The following is a 19,094-nucleotide window of genomic DNA, read 5'->3' as shown; positions in this document are numbered from 1 at the left end:
GGCAACAGCCAGCGCGGTTGCCATACGCGCGTGCGGCAAGGCGGTGCCGTGGGCAGGCAGACCGATCAGCGATGACGCCATCGGTCATCATGCCGGGCGCTCCGAGGTGGAGGCCGGGGGCACGCCGTCGCGGCGGGCGGCACGCCGTGCGCGCCAATCGCGTAGCCGCTCGCCGGCACGTTCCATGTACAGATAGATCACCGGCGTGGTGTACAGCGTCACCAGCTGCGACAGCAGCAGGCCACCGACGATGGCGATGCCGAGCGGACGGCGCAGTTCCGAGCCGATGCCGGTGCCCAGCGCCAGCGGCAGCGCGCCCAGCATCGCCGCGGCGGTGGTCATCATGATGGGGCGGAAGCGCAGCAGGCAGGCGCGGCGGATCGCCTCGTGCGCGTTGGCGCCTTCGCGGCAGGCGTCGATGGCGAAGTCGATCATCATGATCGCGTTCTTCTTGACGATGCCGATCAGCAGCACGATGCCGACGATGCCGTCCACCGACAGGCTCAACCCGCACAGCATGAGTGCCAGCAGCGCGCCGACGCCGGCCGGCGGCAGCGTGGAGATGATCGTCAGCGGATGGATGTAGCTCTCGTACAGCACGCCCAGCACGATGTAGATCACCACGATCGAGGCCAGCAGCAGCCAGACGATGTCGGTCTGGCTGCCGGTGAATTCAGCCGCCTTGCCGACGAACTGCGCGTGCACCTGGGTCGGGATCTTCAGGTCCTGGCGCGCCTGCTCGATCGCCGCCACTGCCTGCGACAACGAATGCCCCGGTGCCAGATTGAACGAGATGGTGACCGCCGGCAGCTGCTGCTGGTGGCTGACCACCAGCGGCGTGTTGGTGACCCTGGCCTCGGCCAGTGCGGCCAGCGGAATGATGCTGCCGGCACCGACCACGATGCCGGTGTTCTGCGCGCCCACGCCGGTGGCGGTGGACGAATTGGACGAGGTCAGCTGGCCGAAGCTGGTCGCATTGGTGCCGGTCAGCGCGCCGCTGCCGTTGCTGGCCACCGCCAGCTGATTCATCAATGCGGTGCTGCTGCGGAATTCCGGCGCCACTTCCAGCACCACCCGGTACTGATTGAGCTCGGTGAAGATGGTGGAGATCTGGCGTTGCCCGAAGGCGTCGTACAGCGTGTCGTCGATGGTCTGCATCGGCACGCCGAGCATGCTGGCCTTGTCGCGGTCGATGCTCAGTTCCAGCGCACGGCCCTGGTTGGCCAGGTTGTTGTCCACGTCGGCCAGCTCGGGCAGCTTGCGCATCGCCTCGGTCATGCGCCCGGCCCAGGTGGCCAGCTCGCTGCTGTCCACGTCCGATATCGAATACTGGTATTCGGTGGCGGCCACGCGGGTGTCCAGGGTGACGTCCTGCACCGGCTTGAGGAACAGCGCCACGCCCGGAATGCCGGCCACCGCCTTTTGCAGGCGCGGCAGCACCTCGTCCAGGCCCTCGCGGTCGCCGCGCGTCTTCAGCACGATTGCCAGCTGGCCCTGGTTGATGGTGGGGTTCATGGTGCCGGCGCCGATGAAGGCGGCCACGCCGGTCACCGCCGGGTCCTTCTGCAGCGCCGCGGCGACCGCCTGGGTGCGCTGCTCCATCTGCGGGAACGCCACGTTCTGGTCGGCCTGCACCACGCCGGTGATCAGGCCGGTGTCCTGCTCGGGCAGCAGGCCCTTGGGGATCGCCACGTACAGCACCACGGTCAGCGCCACTGCGCCGATCGCCACCGCCAGGGTCAGCGGCTGGTGCGCCAGCACCCAGTCCAGGCTGCGTTCGTAGGCGCCCACGGTGCGCGTCCACAGGTTGGTCTTGCCGGCGGCGGCGGCGCGTTCGTGCGCGTCCTCGCCTTCGGGCAGGGCGTCGGGCTTGAGCAGGTAGGCGCACATCATCGGCGTCAGCGTCAGCGACACCAGCATCGAGATCACCACCGCAATCGACAGCACCCACGCAAACTCATGGAACAGGCGCCCGGTCACGCCCGGCATCAGCAGCAGCGGCAGGAACACCGCCACCAGCGACACGGTCAGCGACAGCACGGTGAAGCCGATCTGCCTGGCGCCTTCTTCGGCCGCTTCCCGCCCGCTCTTGCCCTGTTCGATGTAGCGCACGATGTTCTCGATCATCACGATCGCATCGTCGACCACGAAACCGGTCGCCACCACCAGCGCCATCAGCGACAGGTTGTCCAGCGACATGCCGGCAAACGCCATCACCCCGAAGGTGCCGGCCAGCGACAGCGGCACCGCCACCGAGGGAATGATGGTGGCCCACAGCCGGCGCAGGAACACGAAGATCACCCCCACCACCAGCGCGATGGTCAGCACCAGGGTGAACTTCACCTCGTGCACCGAGGCGCGGATGGTTTCGGTGCGGTCGGAGAACACCTCCAGGTGGACGTCGGCCGGCAGCACCGACTGCAGCTGCGGCAGGATGCCGCGGATCTGCTCCACCGTCTGCACGATGTTGGCGCCGGGCTGGCGCCGGATTTCCAGCAGCACCGCCGGCTTGCCGTCGGCCCAGGCGGCGAGCTGGTCGTTCTCCACGCCGTCGACCACGTTGGCCACATCGGCCAGCCGCACCGGGCGGCCGTTGCTGTAGCTGATGATGGTTTCGCGGTATTGCGCCGCGTCGGTGAGCTGGTCGTTGGTGCCGATGCTGTAGGACTGGGTCTTGCCGTTGAGCGACCCCTTCGGCGCGCTGACATTGGTCTGGGTCAGCGCGCTGCGCAGCGACTCCATGGTCAGGCCCATGTTCGACAGCTGCGCCGGATTGACCTGGATGCGCACCGCCGGGCGCACGTTGCCGGCGATCGACACCAGCCCCACGCCCGGCACCTGCGACAGGCGCTGGGCCAGGATCGCATCGGCATAGCGGTTGACCTCGCGCAGCGGCAGCGAGTCGGAGGTGAGCTTGAGGGTCAGGATCGCCGCGTCGGCCGGATTGACCCGGTTGTAGACCGGTTGATACGGCAATGACGAGGGCAGGGTGGCCTGACGGATCGCCGCCTGCACATCCTGCGCGGCGATGTCGATGTCGCGGTCCATCGAGAACTGCAGGATGATCGTGGACAGGCCTGCCGACGAATCGGAGGTCATCATCTGCAGCCCGGAAATCTGCCCGAACTGGCGCTCCAGCGGCGTGGTCACCAGCGAGGCCATGGTGGTCGCGTTGGCGCCGGGATACTGGGTGGTGACCACCAGGCTGGGTGCATCGATTTCCGGCAGCGCCGAGACCGGCAATTGCCGGTAGCCCAGGATGCCCAGCAGCAGGATGCCCGCCATCAACAACGAGGTGGCGATGGGACGGCGGATGAAGATGGTCGAAAAGCCCACGGGGGGTGTCCTTGCTGAAGACGTCAATCGATGCCGGCGCGCATGGCGCCGATGCGCACCGGTGACGGAAGTCCCGTCGCCGGTGCGCGCGAGTTAGCGCGGACCGCCGCCGCCGCGTCGGCCACCGGCGCCGCCATGGCTCTTGTCCTGCGCGGCCTTGAGTTCGGCCTCGGTCGGCTCCGGCGGGGTCTCGCCGGGCTTGAGCGCACTGACCTTGCTGCCCGGCTTGAGCCGGAACTGGCCTTCGGTGACTACCCGCTCGCCCGGCTTGAGCCCCTTGGTGACCTGCACATGGCTGTCGTCCACTTCCACGCCCTGCACCACGGTGCGCATCTGCGCGGTGTTGTCGCTGCCGACCACGTAGACGTAATCGCCGTCCGGGCCGCGCTGTACGGCCTGGGTCGGCACCACGGTGCCGCCGGAGATGGTGCGCAGCTGCAGGCGCACGTTGACGAACTGGCCCGGCCACAACGCGTTGTCGGTGTTGGCGAAGATCGCACGCGCACCGAAGGTGCCGCTGTCGGCGGCGATGCGGTTGTCGATCACCTCCAGCTTGCCGTCGCCGCTGATCACGTGCGCATCGCCGCGATCCAGCGCCGCCACGTCCAGCGGGGCAGCCGCCTGGCCGCTGCGCACCGCCTGCAACTCGCGCTCGGGCAGGTTGAAGGACACGTAGATCGGGCGGATCTGGGTCAGGGTGACGATGGTGGAGCTGGCGCTGACGATATTGCCCACGTCCACGCCGCGGATGCCGGCAATCCCGTCGATCGGCGCGGTCACGCGGGTGAACTGCAACTGCACCTGCGCCGAGCGCATCTGCGCATCGTTGGCCGCCACCGCCGCCTCGTACTGCGCCACCTGGTTACGCTGGGTATCCAGGTCTGTGCGCGAGACGTACTGCTTGTAGGCCGGGTCGTTGGAGCGCTGGTAGTTCACCCGCGAGGTCGCCAGCAGCGCCTGGTTCTGGCGCTTGGCCGCCAGTGCCTGGTCGTAGCTGGCCTGCAGGGTGCGCGGGTCGATCTGCGCCAGCAGCTCGCCCTTCTTCACTTCCTGGCCTTCCTTGAAGTTGAGGCTCATCAGCTGGCCGCCGACCTGCGGGCTGACCGTGACCGTATTGAGCGCGGTCACCGTGCCCAGCGCGCTGGCGTAGACCGGCACATCCTGGGTGGTGGCGGCCACGACCGTGACCGGCACCGGGCCGCTGTTCTCGGTGCCATTGCCGTCCGGCGCGTCCGCCCGCTTGCCGTGGTTGCCCCCGCCGAACATCCGCATGGCGACGAACACCACGACGAGCACCGCTACGACCAGCAGTGTGATCTTCCAAAAACGCGACATGCGACAACTCCTGATGGCGGGCCGGGCGCTGGTGCGACCGTGGGGCGGCTGTGCGCAGCATATCGTTGCGGTCAGGCAATTGAGCGTTACTGAAGTAACGGCTCGCCGGGCGAAACGACCGCAGCGTTCACGGATGCAGTGCAGCGGCAACGCGCCAGGGCCGATGCGGTTGACCGCAGGACTGAATCGAGCCCCACTGCCGCCCGCCGGGCACGCGCCTGCACTACATTAAGCAACCATCTTCAGAGGATTGCCGATGCGCCACTCCCGCCTGCTGACCAGCGCCTTGCTGCTGGCCCTGCCCACCCTGGCCGCCGCCCAGGCTGCGCCCCGGCCCGAGGTGCAGGCCGCTGCCGCGCCGTTGCAGACCAAGCTGGTGCAGTGGCGCCGCGACTTCCATCAGCACCCGGAACTGTCCAACCGCGAGGAACGCACCGCCGCCACCGTGGCCGCGCAGCTGCGCAAGCTCGGCCTCAAGCCGCGCACCGGCATCGCCCATCACGGCGTGGTGGCCATCATCAAGGGCGGCAAGCCGGGTCCGAAGATCGCCTTGCGCGCCGACATGGATGCCTTGCCGGTCAAGGAGCAGACCGGCCTGCCGTTCGCCTCCAAGGCCACTGCCGAGTACCGCGGCGAGCAGGTCGGGGTGATGCACGCCTGCGGCCACGACGCCCACACCGCGATCCTGCTCGGGGTGGCCGAGGCGCTGGTGGGCATGCGCGAGCAGCTGCCGGGCGAAGTGATGCTGATCTTCCAGCCCTCCGAGGAAGGCGCGCCGGGCAACGAGGAGGGTGGCGCGTCGCTGATGCTCAAGGAAGGCCTGTTTGCCGACTTCAAGCCACAGGCGGTGTTCGGCCTGCATGTGTTCTCCAGCGTGCAGGCCGGCAAGATCGCCGTGCGCAGTGGCCCGCTGATGGCGGCCTCGGACCGCTTCGCGATCAAGATGATCGGCCGCCAGACGCATGGCTCGGCACCGTGGAACGGCATCGATCCGATCGTGGCCAGTGCCGACATGATCGGCGCTGCGCAGACCGTGGTCAGCCGCCGCGCCAACCTGTCCAAGCAGCCGGCGGTGCTGAGCTTTGGCGCGATCAAGGGCGGCATCCGCTACAACATCATCCCCGACGACGTGGACATGGTCGGCACCATCCGCACCTTCGACGAAGGCATGCGCCAGCAGATCTTCGCCGATCTCAAGACGGTGGCCGAGCACACCGCCGCCGCCCACGGCGCCACCGTCCAGGCGCAGGTACCGGACCAGCCCGGCAATCCGGCCACCGTCAACGACCCGGCGCTGACTGCGAAGATGCTGCCCAGCCTGCAGGCCGTGGTCGGCGCCGACAATGTCTACGAACCGCCGTTGCAGATGGGCGCCGAAGACTTCTCGTTCTACGCCCAGCAGGTGCCGTCGATGTTCTTCTTCGTCGGCTCCACCGCCAAGGGCATCGACCCGGCCACCGCACCCAGCAACCATTCGCCGCAGTTCCTGCTCGACGAATCGTCGCTGGATGTGGGCTTGCGGGCGCTGTTGCAGGTGTCGCTGGATTACCTGCATCAGGGGCAGGCGGGCTGAATCGGAGTGGGAATCGGGAATCGGGAATCGTGTGCAGTTGCACGGTTCCCGTTGACCGGTGGCGATCCATTGGGCGGCGGGCTGCTCGGAGCGGCCTGCTGCTGTCGCCAGCGCGCTCCCGCGTCTGCCATATACCTCACGGCCAGCCCGCCCGGCCTAAAATGGCACGATGAATACCCCAGAAGATTCCACCCTCGGCCGTGAGGTTGCCTACCCCAGCGGCTACGATCCGTCGCTGCTGTTTCCGATTCCGCGCGCGGCCGGGCGCGAGGCGATCGGCCTGCGCGGGGCCTTGCCCTTCATCGGGCGTGACCGCTGGCATGCCTATGAACTGAGCTGGCTCGATGCGCAGGGCAAGCCGTGCGTGGCCACTGCCACCTTGCACGTGCCCTGCGATTCGCCGTCATTGATCGAATCCAAGTCGCTCAAGCTGTATCTCAATTCGCTCAACGCCACCCGCTTCAATAGCGCTGAAGCGGTGCGCACGCGCATCGCCACCGACCTGTCCACGCGCGCCGGTGCCGACGTAGCGGTGGAATTCGGCCTGCCGCCGATCGATGCGGTCGGCGAGGGCGAATCGATCGACACGCTGGACGTCAGCATCGACGACTATGGCCCGCCCAATGCCGCGTATCTGTCGGCGCACGCGCAACCGGTCGCCGAAGAAGTGCTGACCTCGGCCCTGCTCAAATCCAATTGCCCGGTCACCGGTCAACCGGATTGGGCCAGCGTCACGCTGCGCTACCGCGGCGCGCCGATCGACCGCGAAGGCCTGCTGCGCTATCTGGTGAGTTTCCGCGACCACGCCGAGTTTCATGAGCAATGCGTGGAGCGGATCTTCCATGACGTGCTGCTCCGCTGCGCGCCCGAGTGGCTGGTGGTCGAAGCGCGTTACACCCGACGTGGCGGGCTGGACATCAATCCCTTGCGCAGCTCACCCAGCGTGCCGACACCGCTGTCGATCTTCCGCGACCTGCGCCAGTAATCGCCGCCACTGCAGGATCGCGCCAGCTTCACGGTGGCGCGATCCACGCTTAACAGCGCACCGCGCACCCTTCAGGCATCGTGATGCAAAGGGACTGCGGCAATGAATGTCGACAAGAAAGCAGATTTCTCCAACGTGACCTCCTCGGTCGACAGCACCGCGGAGGTTGCGCCTGCGGCGGATTTTTCCAACGTCCGCACCAGCGTGCAGAGCACCGCGCAGCTGGTTGGCGAATCGGTCACCGTGCAGGCGGGCGACAGTCTGTCCAGCATTGCCAAGCGCCATTACGGCGACGGCAACCTGTGGCCGCGTATTTTCGAGGCCAACCGCGAAACGCTCAAGGATCCGGACAAGATCTTTCCCGGCCAGGTCCTGCGGTTGCCGCCGAAGGCCTAGGCGCTCCGCGCACCCACTTCTCGAATCCACTTTTCGAAACCCACTTTTAGCTTGATCTTCCGGAGATTGATCCATGCGTACCAAATCCGTTTCCAGCACCCTCGCCATCGCGCTGGCCGGCGTGCTTGCCTTGTCGGGTTGCAGCAAGAAGGCCGACGACGACAGCGTGTCCAAGGATCCGACTTCCGGCGCCGCTACCGAAGCGATGCCGGGCCCGGCCGCAACACCGCCGGCAAGTGACCAGGCCGGCCAGAGCACCGCGACCGGCGCCGCCAGCACCGACAGCGCCGCCACGGCTGGATCGGCAGTCGCGGTGTCCAGCGTGGTGGTCGGCACCGAGGCCGCTGCCGACAAGAGCGTGACACCGTCGGCCAGCATCGGGGCCAAGAGCACCATCATCGTGTCGATCAAGACCGACGGCAGCGCCAGCAACGTGCCGGTGTCGGCCAAGATGACCTACCAGGACGGCCAGGTTGCCGGCGAACAGACCGCCACGCTCAATACCAGCGGAGCCGAGACCACCAACCTGAGCTTCAGCAAGCCCGATGGCTGGCCGGCTGGCACCTATACCGTGCAGGCGATGGTGGATGGCAAGCCGGCCGGTACGCCGCAGACCATTACGGTGAAGTAAGCGCGCCGACAGGCGGGCATCTGGCACATCGCTGGCAGCGACGGCCCGCAAGGCAATTCTTGCGGCTGTTTGATGAGGCGGGAGATGGCGCGCAGCATGCTTGACTCGCTACATGACGCAGCAGGGCGCGATCGCAAGGTCGCGCCCTTTTGCATGGATGGCCTGTTCGTTACAGCTGCATCCATTGCATTGGCCGGGTGGCGGGACGGAGCATCCGCCTGTGGTCGCTTTACCCGGGCGCGGCTCAGACGCGACAATGCCATGCTGATCCATTGCCGCGTTCCGCGCGCAGGCCGATCGGCGTGCCATCAGCGACCTGCTTCGCGCACGCCAACGCCGGTGCCGTGAACACTGGCGCTCCTTCCGACCACACGAGCCCTCGCACCTTATGTCGAAGACACCGAAGATCATCTACACGCTCACCGACGAAGCACCGTATCTGGCCACGCAGTCGCTGCTGCCGATCATCGATGCCTACACCAATACTGCCGGCATCGTGGTCGAAACCCGCGATATCTCGCTGGCTGGCCGCATCCTGTCGCTGTTTCCCGAACACCTGACCGACGCGCAGAAGATCGCCGACGACCTCGGTGAGCTGGGCGCGCTGGCCACCACGCCGGAAGCCAACATCATCAAGCTGCCCAACATCAGCGCCTCGGTGCCGCAGCTCAAGGCCGCCATCGCCGAACTGCAGGGCCAGGGCTATGCGCTGCCGGCGTATCCGGACACGCCCAAGGACGATGCCGAAAAGGACATCAAGGCGCGCTACGACAAGGTCAAGGGCAGCGCGGTCAATCCGGTACTGCGCGAAGGCAATTCCGACCGCCGCGCACCGCTGTCGGTGAAGAATTACGCGCGCAAGCATCCGCACCGCATGGGCAAGTGGAGCAGCGATTCGAAGTCGCACGTGGCGCACATGGACGAGGGCGACTTCTTTGGCAGCGAGCAGTCCACCACCGTGGCCGCTGCCGGCGCGTTGAAGATCGCGTTCGTCGGCAACGACGGCAGCAGCAGCGTGTTGAAGGAAAAAGTCGCGGTCAAGGCCGGTGAAATCGTCGATGCCGCCGTCTTGAGCAAGCGCGCGCTGGCCAGCTTCATCGACGCGCAGATTGCCGATGCCAAGGCCAAGGATGTGCTGTTCTCGGTGCATCTGAAAGCCACCATGATGAAGGTCTCCGACCCGGTGCTGTTCGGCGTGGTGGTCGGCGAGTTCTACAAGGACACGTTGAGCAAGCATGCCGATGCGCTCGCGTCGGTCGGCTTCGATCCCAACAACGGCATCGGCGACCTGTATGCACGCATCGCCACGCTGCCGGAAGCGCAGCAGGCGCAGATCAAGGCCGATATCCAGGCCGAATACGCGCAGCGTCCGGCCCTGGCGATGGTCAACTCCGACAAGGGCATCACCAACCTGCATGTGCCCAGCGACGTGATCGTCGATGCATCCATGCCGGCAATGATTCGCGACTCCGGTCAGATGTGGAATGCCGAAGGCAAGCTGCAGGACACCAAGGCGGTGATCCCGGATCGCTGCTACGCCGATGTCTACCAGGCGGTGATCGATGACTGCAAGGCGCATGGCGCATTCGATCCGTCCACCATGGGCTCGGTGCCCAACGTCGGCCTGATGGCGCAGAAGGCCGAGGAATACGGCTCGCACGACAAGACCTTCCAGCTTGCCGCCGCCGGCACCGTCAAGGTCACCGACGACACCGGCGCTACTGTCTTCGAACATGCGGTGGAAGCCGGCGACCTGTGGCGCATGTGCCAGGTCAAGGACGCGCCGATCCAGGACTGGGTCAAGCTGGCCGTCGAACGTGCGCGCCTGAGCGAGACGCCTGCGGTGTTCTGGCTGGACAAGGCCCGCGCGCACGATGCGCAGGTCATCGCCAAGGTTGAAACCTATCTGAAGGATCACGACACCAACGGCCTGGATATCCGCATCCTGCCGCCGGTGGAAGCGACCACCTTCTCGCTGGAGCGCATCCGCAAGGGCCAGGACACCATCTCGGTCACCGGCAACGTGCTGCGCGATTACCTCACCGACCTGTTCCCGATCCTGGAGCTGGGCACCAGCGCCAAGATGCTGTCGATCGTGCCGCTGATGGCCGGTGGCGGCCTGTTCGAGACCGGTGCCGGTGGCTCGGCGCCCAAGCACGTGCAGCAGTTCGTCGAACAGAACAGCCTGCGCTGGGATTCGCTGGGCGAGTTCCTGGCCCTGGCCGCCTCGCTGGAACATCTGGGCAACCGTTACGACAACCCGTCGGCCACGGTGCTGGCCAAGGCGCTGGACGTGGCCAACGGCCAGTTCCTGGACAACAACAAGTCGCCGGCGCGCAAGGTCGGTGAACTGGACAACCGCGGCAGCCACTTCTATCTGGCGATGTACTGGGCGCAGGCCCTGGCTGCGCAGACCGAGGACACCGCCCTGCAGGCCAAGTTCGCACCGCTGGCCAAGGCCCTGACCGAGAACGAAGCCACCATCGTGGCCGAGCTCAACGGCGCCCAGGGCAAGCCGGTCGAGATCGGTGGCTACTACCACCCGGACCTGGCCAAGGTCAGCGAGGCGATGCGCCCGAGCAAGACCTTCAACGACGTGTTGGCCACGCTGAAGGCCTGATCCGGCGCACCTGTCGGCGGTGTGTGCAGCGATGCGACAGGCAGGGCCCGCCTCGATGAGAGGCGGGCCTTGTCGTTTCCGGCGTTTGCGTGCAACCGCGAGAACGCGGTCGTTGCGTGCCAGGTCTCACGACCTGGCAATGCCTTGCCTGCGAGGGGTCCTGCGCCTCGTTGCGAGCGGCCTGGGCATTTGGCCCACTGTGCGCCTGTTCGATTGATCCTTGCTCTCGGCTGCACGCCGCAACATGCGCTGGGTACACTGCGGCCATGAGCCAGCTCCCGTTACCGCCGCAGTCCGAGCGCCGTGCGCTGGCGATCGCCCATGCCGTGTACGACGCCTTCGAGGACTACCACGCCCGGTTTGCCGAGATCACCGCACGCGCCAAACAGCGCTTCGAAACGCGCGACTGGAGCGGCGCACGTGATGACGCGGTGGCGCGGATCGCGCTGTACGACCAGTACATCAGCGAATGCATGCTGCGCCTGCGCGCGGTACTGCTGGGGCAGGCGCACGATCGCGCGCTGTGGATGCGCGCACGCGTGCATTACGCCGCGCTGCTGCGCGGGCTGATCGATCAGGAGTTGTACAAGACCTTCTACAACACCCTGACCCGGCGTTACTTCGGCACCCACGGCGTGGATGCCGATATCGAATTCATCGCGCTGGATATCGAGCCGACCGATGCGATCACCGTGCCGGTGGCGCGGCATACGTATGCGGTCTCGCCCGGCCGGCTGACCGACATGCTGGTGCGCGTGCTCGGCGATTATTCCTTCAACGTGCCGTATGCGCATCGCACCCGCTGCGCGGCGGCGATCGCGGTGCGCCTGCTAGACGATCTCGCGCACTGGGGCGAGCACCCGGTGCGCAGTGTGGAACTGCTGGAGACGGTGTTCTATCGCGAGCGCCGCGCCTACTTGGTGGGCCGGGTGTTCGGCGAACATCGCTTCTCGCCCTGCGTCATCGCCCTGGTCAACGACGCCGCCGGCCTGCGCGCCGAAGCGGTGCTGACCCGGCGCAGCGATGTCGCGCAATTGTTCAGCAACTCGCGAAGTTACTTCCAGGCCAATCTGTCCACCGTCGGCGATGCGGTAGTGTTCTTGCGCAGCCTGCTCACCCACAAGCCGGTCGACGAGCTGTACACGATGCTCGGGCGCGCCAAGCAGGGCAAGACCGAACGCTATCGCACGTTTTTCAGCCATTTCCAGGCACATCCGTCCGAGCAGCTGGTGCATGCCGACGGCACGCCCGGCATGGTCATGGTGGTATTTACGCTGCCCAGCTATCCGCTGGTGTTCAAACTGATTCGCGACCGCTTTGCCTATCCCAAGACCATGAGCCGCGCGCAGGTCGAAGGCAAATACGAGCTGGTGTTCCAGCTCGATCGCATCGGTCGCTTGCTGGACGCGCAGCCGTATCGTTTCCTGCGGTTTCCCAAATCACGTTTCTCGCCAGCGTTGCTGGAAGAGCTGCAAACCAGCTGTGCGACGAGCCTGAGCGAAGATGGCCAGGACGTGCTGATCGCGCTGTGCTACGTGCAGCGCCGCCTGCGCCCGCTCAATCTCTACCTGCGCGAACAGCTGCCCGAAGCCGCGCATGCGGCCGCGCTGGACTACGGCCAGGCGATCAAGGACATGGCGCGCAACAACATCTTTCCCGGCGACATGCTGCTGAAGAACTTCGGCATCACCCGCCATCAGCGCGCGGTGTTCTACGACTACGACGAGCTGTGCCTGATCACCGAATGCACCTTCCGCGACTGGCCCACGCCCACCACCTACGAAGAACAGATGGCCGCCGAGCCCTGGTTCCATGTCGGCCCGCGCGACGTGTTTCCCGAGCGCTTCGCGCTGTTCATGGGCCTGCCGCCCTCGCAGCTGGAAGCGGTCAAGCACCTGCACCCGGAGCTGTTCGACCCGCAATGGTGGCGCGACCTGCAAACCCGGCTGCGCGAGGATGATTATCCGGACACGCCGCCCTACGCGGACTCGCGTCGTCTGGCGTAGCCGCCCGATGTCGACCTGCAAGGCATGGGCCATGCGAAGTGCCTGCCCGTACAAACCCCGTACCCACAAAAAAGCCCCGCAATGCGGGGCTTTTTTGTATCGAGAATGCCGACCGGATCAGCGCTTCATCGAACTGAAGAACTCGTCGTTGGACTTGGTGGTCTTCATCTTGTCCAGCAGGAATTCCATCGCCGCGATTTCGTCCATCGGGTGCAGCAGCTTGCGCAGGATCCAGATCTTCTGCAGCAGCTCCGGCTCGATCAGCAGATCTTCGCGACGCGTGCCCGAGCGGTTGATGTCGATCGCCGGGTACACGCGCTTTTCGGTGATGCGACGATTCAGGTGCACTTCGCTGTTGCCGGTGCCCTTGAACTCTTCGTAGATCACCTCGTCCATCTTGCTGCCGGTTTCCACCAGCGCCGTGGCGATGATGGTCAGCGAGCCGCCTTCTTCGACGTTACGGGCCGCACCAAAGAAGCGCTTGGGACGGTGCAGGGCATTGGCATCCACACCGCCGGTGAGCACCTTGCCGGAGCTGGGCACCACGTTGTTGTAGGCGCGTGCCAGGCGGGTGATCGAGTCGAGCAGGATCACCACATCCTTCTTGTGCTCGACCAGGCGCTTGGCGCGCTCGATCACCATCTCGGCGACCTGCACGTGACGCGCGGCCGGTTCGTCGAAAGTGGAGGAGATGACCTCGCCGCGCACGGTGCGCTGCATTTCGGTCACTTCTTCCGGGCGCTCGTCGATCAGCAGCACGATCATGTGCACTTCGGGATGATTGCTGGTGATGGCCGTGGCCACCTGCTGCATCATCATCGTCTTGCCGGCCTTGGGCGGGGAGACGATCAGCGCGCGCTGACCTTTACCCTGCGGCGCCATCAGATCCAGGATGCGGCCGGTGATGTCCTCGGTGGACCCATCGCCACGCTCCAGCCGGAAGCGCCGACGTGGAAACAGCGGGGTCAGGTTCTCGAACAGCACCTTGTTCTTGCTGGCTTCCAGCGGCTCGCCATTGATGGTGTCGACGATCGACAGCGCGAAATAGCGTTCGCCGTCCTTCGGGAAGCGGATGCGGCCGGACAGGTGATCGCCGGTGCGCAGGTTGAAGCGACGGATCTGGCTGGGCGAGATATAGGTATCGTCCGGGCCGGCCAGGTAGCTGGCTTCTGCGGCACGCAGGAAGCCGAAGCCGTCGGGCAGGATTTCCAGCACGCCGTCGGCGGCAACGCCCTCGCCGTGGCGGGTCAGCACCTTGAGCAGGGCAAAGATCACGTCCTGCTTGCGCGCGCGCGCCACGCCTTCCTGGATGTTGAGCTGATCGGCGATATCCAGCAGCTTCTGCGCCGGCATCCGCTTGAGATCGCTCAGCGAATAGACCGGGAAGCCTTCCGGCACGGCCGGGTGCGGGCGCGCGACGAACGGCTCGTTGCTGCCATCCGACGAGGGCATGCCGCCGCCACCTTCGTTGCCGAAGCGGTCGCGCCCACGGTCACGGCGGTTGCGGAAGCGGTCACGGCGGTTGCCCTGCTGGTTCTGGCCCTGGCCTTGCGGGTTCTGGCCGCCATTCTGACCCTGGTCCTGGCCCTGACTTTGCGCCTGGGGCTGACCCTGGTTCTGGCCCTGGCCCCGGTGTTGCGCCTGATTCTGGTTCTGCTGCTGCTGCGCCTGATTGAAGCGCTGCTGCTGCGTCTGGCCACCCTCGCGGGAGTCGCCATGGGTGTTGTCGTTGCCCTGGTTGCCCTGGTTGCCCTGGTTGCCCTGGCTGGCGCTGGGGGCGTTACCGGCGTAGGAGGCGCCATCGCCGGACGTCTGCGCCGGTGCCGGGTCGGCAGCGTGCGACGGTGCCTGCGGGGCACGTGGGGTCTCGGGTGCGGGGCTGGCGGGCAAGGGCAGGTTGGGCTGCTGCGCGCCACCATCGTCGGTGGCAGCGGCGGTCTTGCTCACGCGCGGCTTGCGCACGCGCTTCTCGACAGGAGCGTCGACGCTGCTCCCGGTATCGGAGGAAGGATGATCGGACAAGTGCGTGATTCCTCGCTAAGAGTGCGAGCGCCCGGCTGGGGGGCGAACTTTAGGTGATGGGAGTCTAGAAGAGGTTTCTAGAGGGGTACGTCGGCGCACGAACGTGCTCCGGATCGACTGACACTATCACCGCTGCGCGCAACCGCGCAAGCGCCTGCCTCAGCAGGATTTAACTGCTGGCGCATCACGGGGCGCCCATCGCTGGACGCCCACTCGCTCAGGCGGCCGCGCCGCCCAGGGTCTTGTCGATCATCTGGGTCAGCTGGCCCTTGCCAACCGCACCGATCTGGGTGGCCTGCACCTGCCCGTCCTTGAACAGCAACAGCATCGGGATCGAGCGCACGTGGTACTTGATGGCTAGGGCGCGGTTCTGGTCCACATTGACCTTGGCAACCTTCAGTCTGCCCTGGTATGTATCGGCCAGATCGTCCAGCACCGGGGCGATCATCTTGCAGGGTCCGCACCACTCGGCCCAGAAATCCACCAGTACCGGTTCGCCGGATTGCAGTACAGCTGTATCGAAGTCGGCATCGCCGACATGTTGAACCTTATCGCTCACGTTGGGTCTCCTGGAAACCAAAACGGCCCGCCCGAACGGGCAGGCCGCTACATTGCGTTAAACTGGGGCATTGCGCGACTGAATCAAGTGTCAGTCCTGAAGCCGCGCTGTCCGCCACAACAGCCGCAGTTTGCGACGCTGTCGGCATCGATGCAAGCCGCGCCCGGGCTGCCCAGGGCGCCTCACGAAGACGGAATAATGAGCGACAAACCGCTGACCGATTTGACTTTTTCCACGTTCGACCTGCATCCGGCGCTGATCACCGGGCTGGAGAGCGCCGGGTTCACCCGCTGTACCCCGATCCAGGCGCTGACCCTGCCGGTCGCGCTGCCGGGCGGCGATGTCGCCGGCCAGGCCCAGACCGGCACCGGCAAGACCCTGGCGTTCCTGGTGGCAGTGATGAACCGCCTGCTGATCCGCCCGGCGCTGGCCGACCGCAAGCCGGAAGACCCGCGCGCGCTGATCCTGGCGCCCACCCGCGAGCTGGCGATCCAGATCCACAAGGATGCGGTCAAGTTCGGCGCCGATCTGGGCCTGCGCTTTGCACTGGTCTACGGCGGAGTGGACTACGACAAGCAGCGCGAGCTGCTGCAGCAGGGCGTGGACGTGATCATCGCCACCCCGGGCCGGCTGATCGACTACGTCAAGCAGCACAAGGTGGTCTCGCTGCACGCCTGCGAGATCTGCGTGCTGGACGAAGCCGACCGCATGTTCGACCTGGGCTTCATCAAGGACATCCGCTTCCTGCTGCGGCGCATGCCCGAGCGCGGCACCCGGCAGACCCTGCTGTTCTCGGCCACGCTCAGCCATCGCGTGCTCGAGCTCGCCTACGAGCACATGAACGAGCCGGAAAAGCTGGTGGTCGAAACCGAGACCATCACCGCCGCACGGGTGCGCCAGCGCATCTATTTCCCGTCCGACGAAGAAAAGCAGACCTTGCTGCTGGGCTTGCTGTCGCGTAGCGAAGGCGCGCGCACCATGGTGTTCGTCAATACCAAGGCGTTCGTCGAGCGCGTGGCGCGCACGCTGGAGCGGCATGGCTACCGGGTCGGCGTGCTGTCGGGCGATGTGCCGCAGAAGAAGCGCGAGTCGCTGCTCAACCGCTTCCAGAAGGGCCAGCTCGAGATCCTGGTCGCCACCGACGTGGCCGCGCGCGGCCTGCACATCGACGGCGTCAAGTACGTCTACAACTACGACCTGCCGTTCGATGCGGAAGATTACGTGCACCGCATCGGCCGCACCGCGCGGCTGGGCGAAGAAGGCGATGCGATCAGCTTCGCCTGCGAGCGCTATGCGATGAGCCTGCCGGACATCGAGGCCTATATCGAGCAGAAGATCCCGGTCGAGCCGGTGACCGCCGAGCTGCTGACGCCGCTGCCGCGCACCGCGCGCGCGCCGGTGGAAGGCGAGGAGGCCGATGACGACGCTGGCGACAGCGTGGGTACGATCTTCCGCGAGGCGCGCGAGCAGCGGGCCGCCGAAGAGCAGCGTCGCGGCGGTGGTCGCAGCGGCCCGGGCGGCGCATCGCGCAGCGGCAGTGGCGGCGGTCGTCGCGACGGCGGCAGTGCCGATGGCAAGCCGCGTCCGCGTCGCAAGCCGCGAGTGGAGGGCGAAGCCCCGGCAGCGGCCGCGCCGGGCGAAACGCCGGTGGTTGCCGCCGCGTCGGTCGAGGCACCGTCCACCATCGTGGCCGATGCCGAGCGCGCGCCGCGCAAGCGGCGCCGTCGTCGCAACGGCCGCCCGGTCGAAGGGGCCGAGCCGGCAGTGGCTTCCACACCGGTCGCCGCACCTGCGGCACCGCGCAAGCCCACCCAGGTGGTCGCCAAGCCGGTGCGCAGCGCCGCCAAGCCGTCCGGCAGCCCGTCGCTCCTGAGCCGCATCGGTCGTCGCCTGCGTTCGCTGGTCTCCGGCAACTGATTGCTTGCGGCTTCAATCGCATCGCCGGGCTCCGGCGATGCGACGCAAGCGCTGGCGCTCCGGCATAATCGCTGGATGACCGTTCTGCGTTTCGACAACGTCAGCAAGCACTACGCCGGTGGCCACCAGGCGCTGACCGATGTCAGCTTCGAAGTGGCCGATGGCGAGATGCTGTTCGTGACCGGCCACTCCGGCGCCGGCAAAAGTACCCTGCTCAAATTGATCCATCTCAGCGAGCGGCCCAGCCAGGGCACGGTGCTGCTGGGCGAGCGCAACCTGCTCAAGGTACGCGGCCGGCAGATTCCACTGCATCGTCGTCAGGTGGGTGCGGTCTACCAGGACCATCGCCTGCTCAACGACCGCAGCATCGCCGAGAACGTGGCCTTGCCGTTGATCCTGCGCGGCACCCGCCGTGCCGAGATCGGCAAGCGCGTGCGTTCGGCATTGGAGCGGATCGGGCTGGCCCATCGCGAGAAGGCGCTGCCGTCGCAGTTGTCGGCCGGCGAGCAGCAACGCGTGGGCATTGCCCGCGCCATCGTCGGCGAGCCGCGCCTGCTGGTGGCCGATGAGCCCACCGGCAATCTCGACCCGGCACTGGCTGCCGAAATCATGCAGTTGTTCGCCGAGCTGCCGGCACGCGGTACCAGCGTGCTGGTGGTCAGTCACGACCTGGCCCTGCTCAAGCAGATGCGCAAGCGCGTGCTGATCCTGGACCACGGCCGGCTGGTCGACGACATCTCGCCGCAGGATCTGGCCGAATGAGCAAGCCCGCCAATACCGAAGCCGTCGCCCCCTCGCGGTTCGGCGTGTGGATCGACCACCATCTGCACAGCATCGCCTTCAGCCTGGGGCGGGCCATGCGCAAGCCCTGGGCCACCTTGCTGACCATCGTGGTGATGGCGCTGGCGCTGGCCTTGCCGCTGGGGCTGTCGATCGCGCTGGACAACGTCAAGTTACTGGCCGGCAGCGTGCAGCAGTCGCGCGAGATCAATCTGTTCCTGAAGGTCGAGATCGGTGCCGAGGCCGCGCAGGCGCTGGCCGGTGAACTGCGTGGCCGCCCGGACGTTGCCCAGGTCACGTTGCGCACGCCGGCGCAGGGGCTGGCCGAGCTGCGCGAGAGCGCCAAGCTCGACGAGGCGATCGACGCACTCGGCGACAACCCGCTGCCCACGCTGTTGATCGTCACGCCCACCGAGACGGCCGACGATGCGCAACTGGCCGGCGCACTGCACGCCTTGCCGCAGGCCGACCAGGTGCAGCACGACGCGCTGTGGCGCAAGCGCCTGGATGGCTGGCTGCATTTCGGCGAGCGGCTGGTGCAGGTGCTGTCGGCACTGCTGGGGATCGGCGCGGTGCTGGTGGTCGGCAACACGGTGCGGCTGGATATCCAGTCGCGGCGCGAGGAAATCGGCGTGCTGCAGTTGCTGGGCGCCAGCGATGGCTTCATCCGGCGCCCGTTCCTGTATCTGGGTGCCTGGTACGGGCTCGGTGCCGGCGCCGTGGCGCTGGCGCTGATCGCCGCCTCCGGGCTGGCGCTGCGCGCGCCGTTGGCGAGCCTGGCCGACAGTTACGGCAGCTCCTTTACCCTGCACGGGCTGGATCTGCTGCATTCTGCGATGGTGCTGGTCGGCACCCTGGTCCTGGGCTGGCTGGGCGCCTGGCTGGTCACCGGTCATTTCCTTCGCCAGACCCGTCCCACCGAGACCTGAGGCCT

General features: G+C 66.6%; 13 protein-coding genes. 9 read left to right on the top strand and 4 right to left on the bottom strand.

What is annotated here, in order from left to right:
• Positions 1–87 precede the first annotated feature (87 nt).
• Together H7A87_RS18375 and H7A87_RS18370 are read right to left on the bottom strand one after the other, a co-directional pair.
• Positions 88–3,336, bottom strand: coding sequence for an efflux RND transporter permease subunit (locus H7A87_RS18375; protein ID WP_119128081.1), 3,249 nt, complete (start codon positions 3,334–3,336; stop codon positions 88–90).
• A 93-nt stretch (positions 3,337–3,429) separates the two neighbouring features.
• Entirely contained in the window at positions 3,430–4,671 is a 1,242-nt protein-coding gene (locus H7A87_RS18370) for an efflux RND transporter periplasmic adaptor subunit (RefSeq protein ID WP_104584104.1), read from the bottom strand.
• 256 nt (positions 4,672–4,927) lie between these two features.
• Between H7A87_RS18370 and H7A87_RS18365 the strand changes: the two genes are divergently transcribed.
• The 6 genes from H7A87_RS18365 to aceK all read left to right on the top strand — a co-directional run bounded on the left by H7A87_RS18365 (position 4,928) and on the right by aceK (position 12,882).
• The gene (locus H7A87_RS18365) at positions 4,928–6,244 is read left to right on the top strand and encodes a M20 family metallopeptidase (RefSeq protein ID WP_104650034.1); all 1,317 of its coding nucleotides are present in this window, start codon (positions 4,928–4,930) and stop codon (positions 6,242–6,244) included.
• A gap of 169 nt (positions 6,245–6,413) precedes the next feature.
• Positions 6,414–7,229: an NADPH-dependent 7-cyano-7-deazaguanine reductase QueF gene (queF, locus tag H7A87_RS18360; RefSeq protein ID WP_115677790.1), complete on the top strand. Its 816-nt coding sequence runs from the start codon at positions 6,414–6,416 to the stop codon at positions 7,227–7,229.
• Positions 7,230–7,331: 102 nt separating this feature from the next.
• Positions 7,332–7,625: a LysM peptidoglycan-binding domain-containing protein gene (locus H7A87_RS18355; RefSeq protein WP_119128083.1), complete on the top strand. Its 294-nt coding sequence runs from the start codon at positions 7,332–7,334 to the stop codon at positions 7,623–7,625.
• Positions 7,626–7,698: 73 nt separating this feature from the next.
• The gene (locus H7A87_RS18350) at positions 7,699–8,256 is read left to right on the top strand and encodes a hypothetical protein (protein ID WP_104584100.1); all 558 of its coding nucleotides are present in this window, start codon (positions 7,699–7,701) and stop codon (positions 8,254–8,256) included.
• Between the two features lie 388 nt (positions 8,257–8,644).
• On the top strand, positions 8,645–10,876 hold the full coding sequence (locus tag H7A87_RS18345; protein ID WP_119128085.1) for an NADP-dependent isocitrate dehydrogenase: 2,232 nt from the start codon (positions 8,645–8,647) through the stop codon (positions 10,874–10,876).
• A gap of 266 nt (positions 10,877–11,142) precedes the next feature.
• The gene (gene aceK, locus H7A87_RS18340) at positions 11,143–12,882 is read left to right on the top strand and encodes a bifunctional isocitrate dehydrogenase kinase/phosphatase (RefSeq protein ID WP_119128087.1); all 1,740 of its coding nucleotides are present in this window, start codon (positions 11,143–11,145) and stop codon (positions 12,880–12,882) included.
• A 117-nt stretch (positions 12,883–12,999) separates the two neighbouring features.
• Here aceK and rho read toward each other — a convergent pair whose 3' ends face one another.
• Positions 13,000–14,904, bottom strand: a complete 1,905-nt coding sequence (rho, locus tag H7A87_RS18335; protein WP_180496794.1) for a transcription termination factor Rho — start codon at positions 14,902–14,904, stop codon at positions 13,000–13,002.
• Positions 14,905–15,121: 217 nt separating this feature from the next.
• Positions 15,122–15,463: a thioredoxin TrxA gene (gene trxA / locus H7A87_RS18330; RefSeq protein ID WP_005923050.1), complete on the bottom strand. Its 342-nt coding sequence runs from the start codon at positions 15,461–15,463 to the stop codon at positions 15,122–15,124.
• Positions 15,464–15,661: 198 nt separating this feature from the next.
• Between trxA and rhlB the strand changes: the two genes are divergently transcribed.
• The 3 genes from rhlB (at position 15,662) to ftsX (ending at position 19,089) form a co-directional block, all read left to right on the top strand.
• On the top strand, positions 15,662–17,380 hold the full coding sequence (gene rhlB / locus H7A87_RS18325) for an ATP-dependent RNA helicase RhlB (RefSeq protein ID WP_119128089.1): 1,719 nt from the start codon (positions 15,662–15,664) through the stop codon (positions 17,378–17,380).
• Between the two features lie 75 nt (positions 17,381–17,455).
• A complete protein-coding gene (gene ftsE / locus H7A87_RS18320) occupies positions 17,456–18,142 on the top strand; it encodes a cell division ATP-binding protein FtsE (RefSeq protein WP_104584147.1) in 687 nt (228 codons plus the stop codon).
• Positions 18,139–19,089 (top strand): permease-like cell division protein FtsX, encoded by a 951-nt coding sequence (gene ftsX, locus H7A87_RS18315; RefSeq protein ID WP_119128091.1) that lies wholly within the window; start codon positions 18,139–18,141, stop codon positions 19,087–19,089. Before ftsE ends, ftsX begins: the two co-directional genes overlap by 4 nt.
• Positions 19,090–19,094 lie beyond the last annotated feature (5 nt).

It is taken from the genome of Xanthomonas sp. CPBF 426, from assembly GCF_903989465.1.
Lineage (GTDB): Bacteria > Pseudomonadota > Gammaproteobacteria > Xanthomonadales > Xanthomonadaceae > Xanthomonas > Xanthomonas euroxanthea.
The sequence above is the reverse complement of the archived record's forward strand: the minus strand, read 5'-3'. Positions and strand labels throughout refer to the sequence as shown.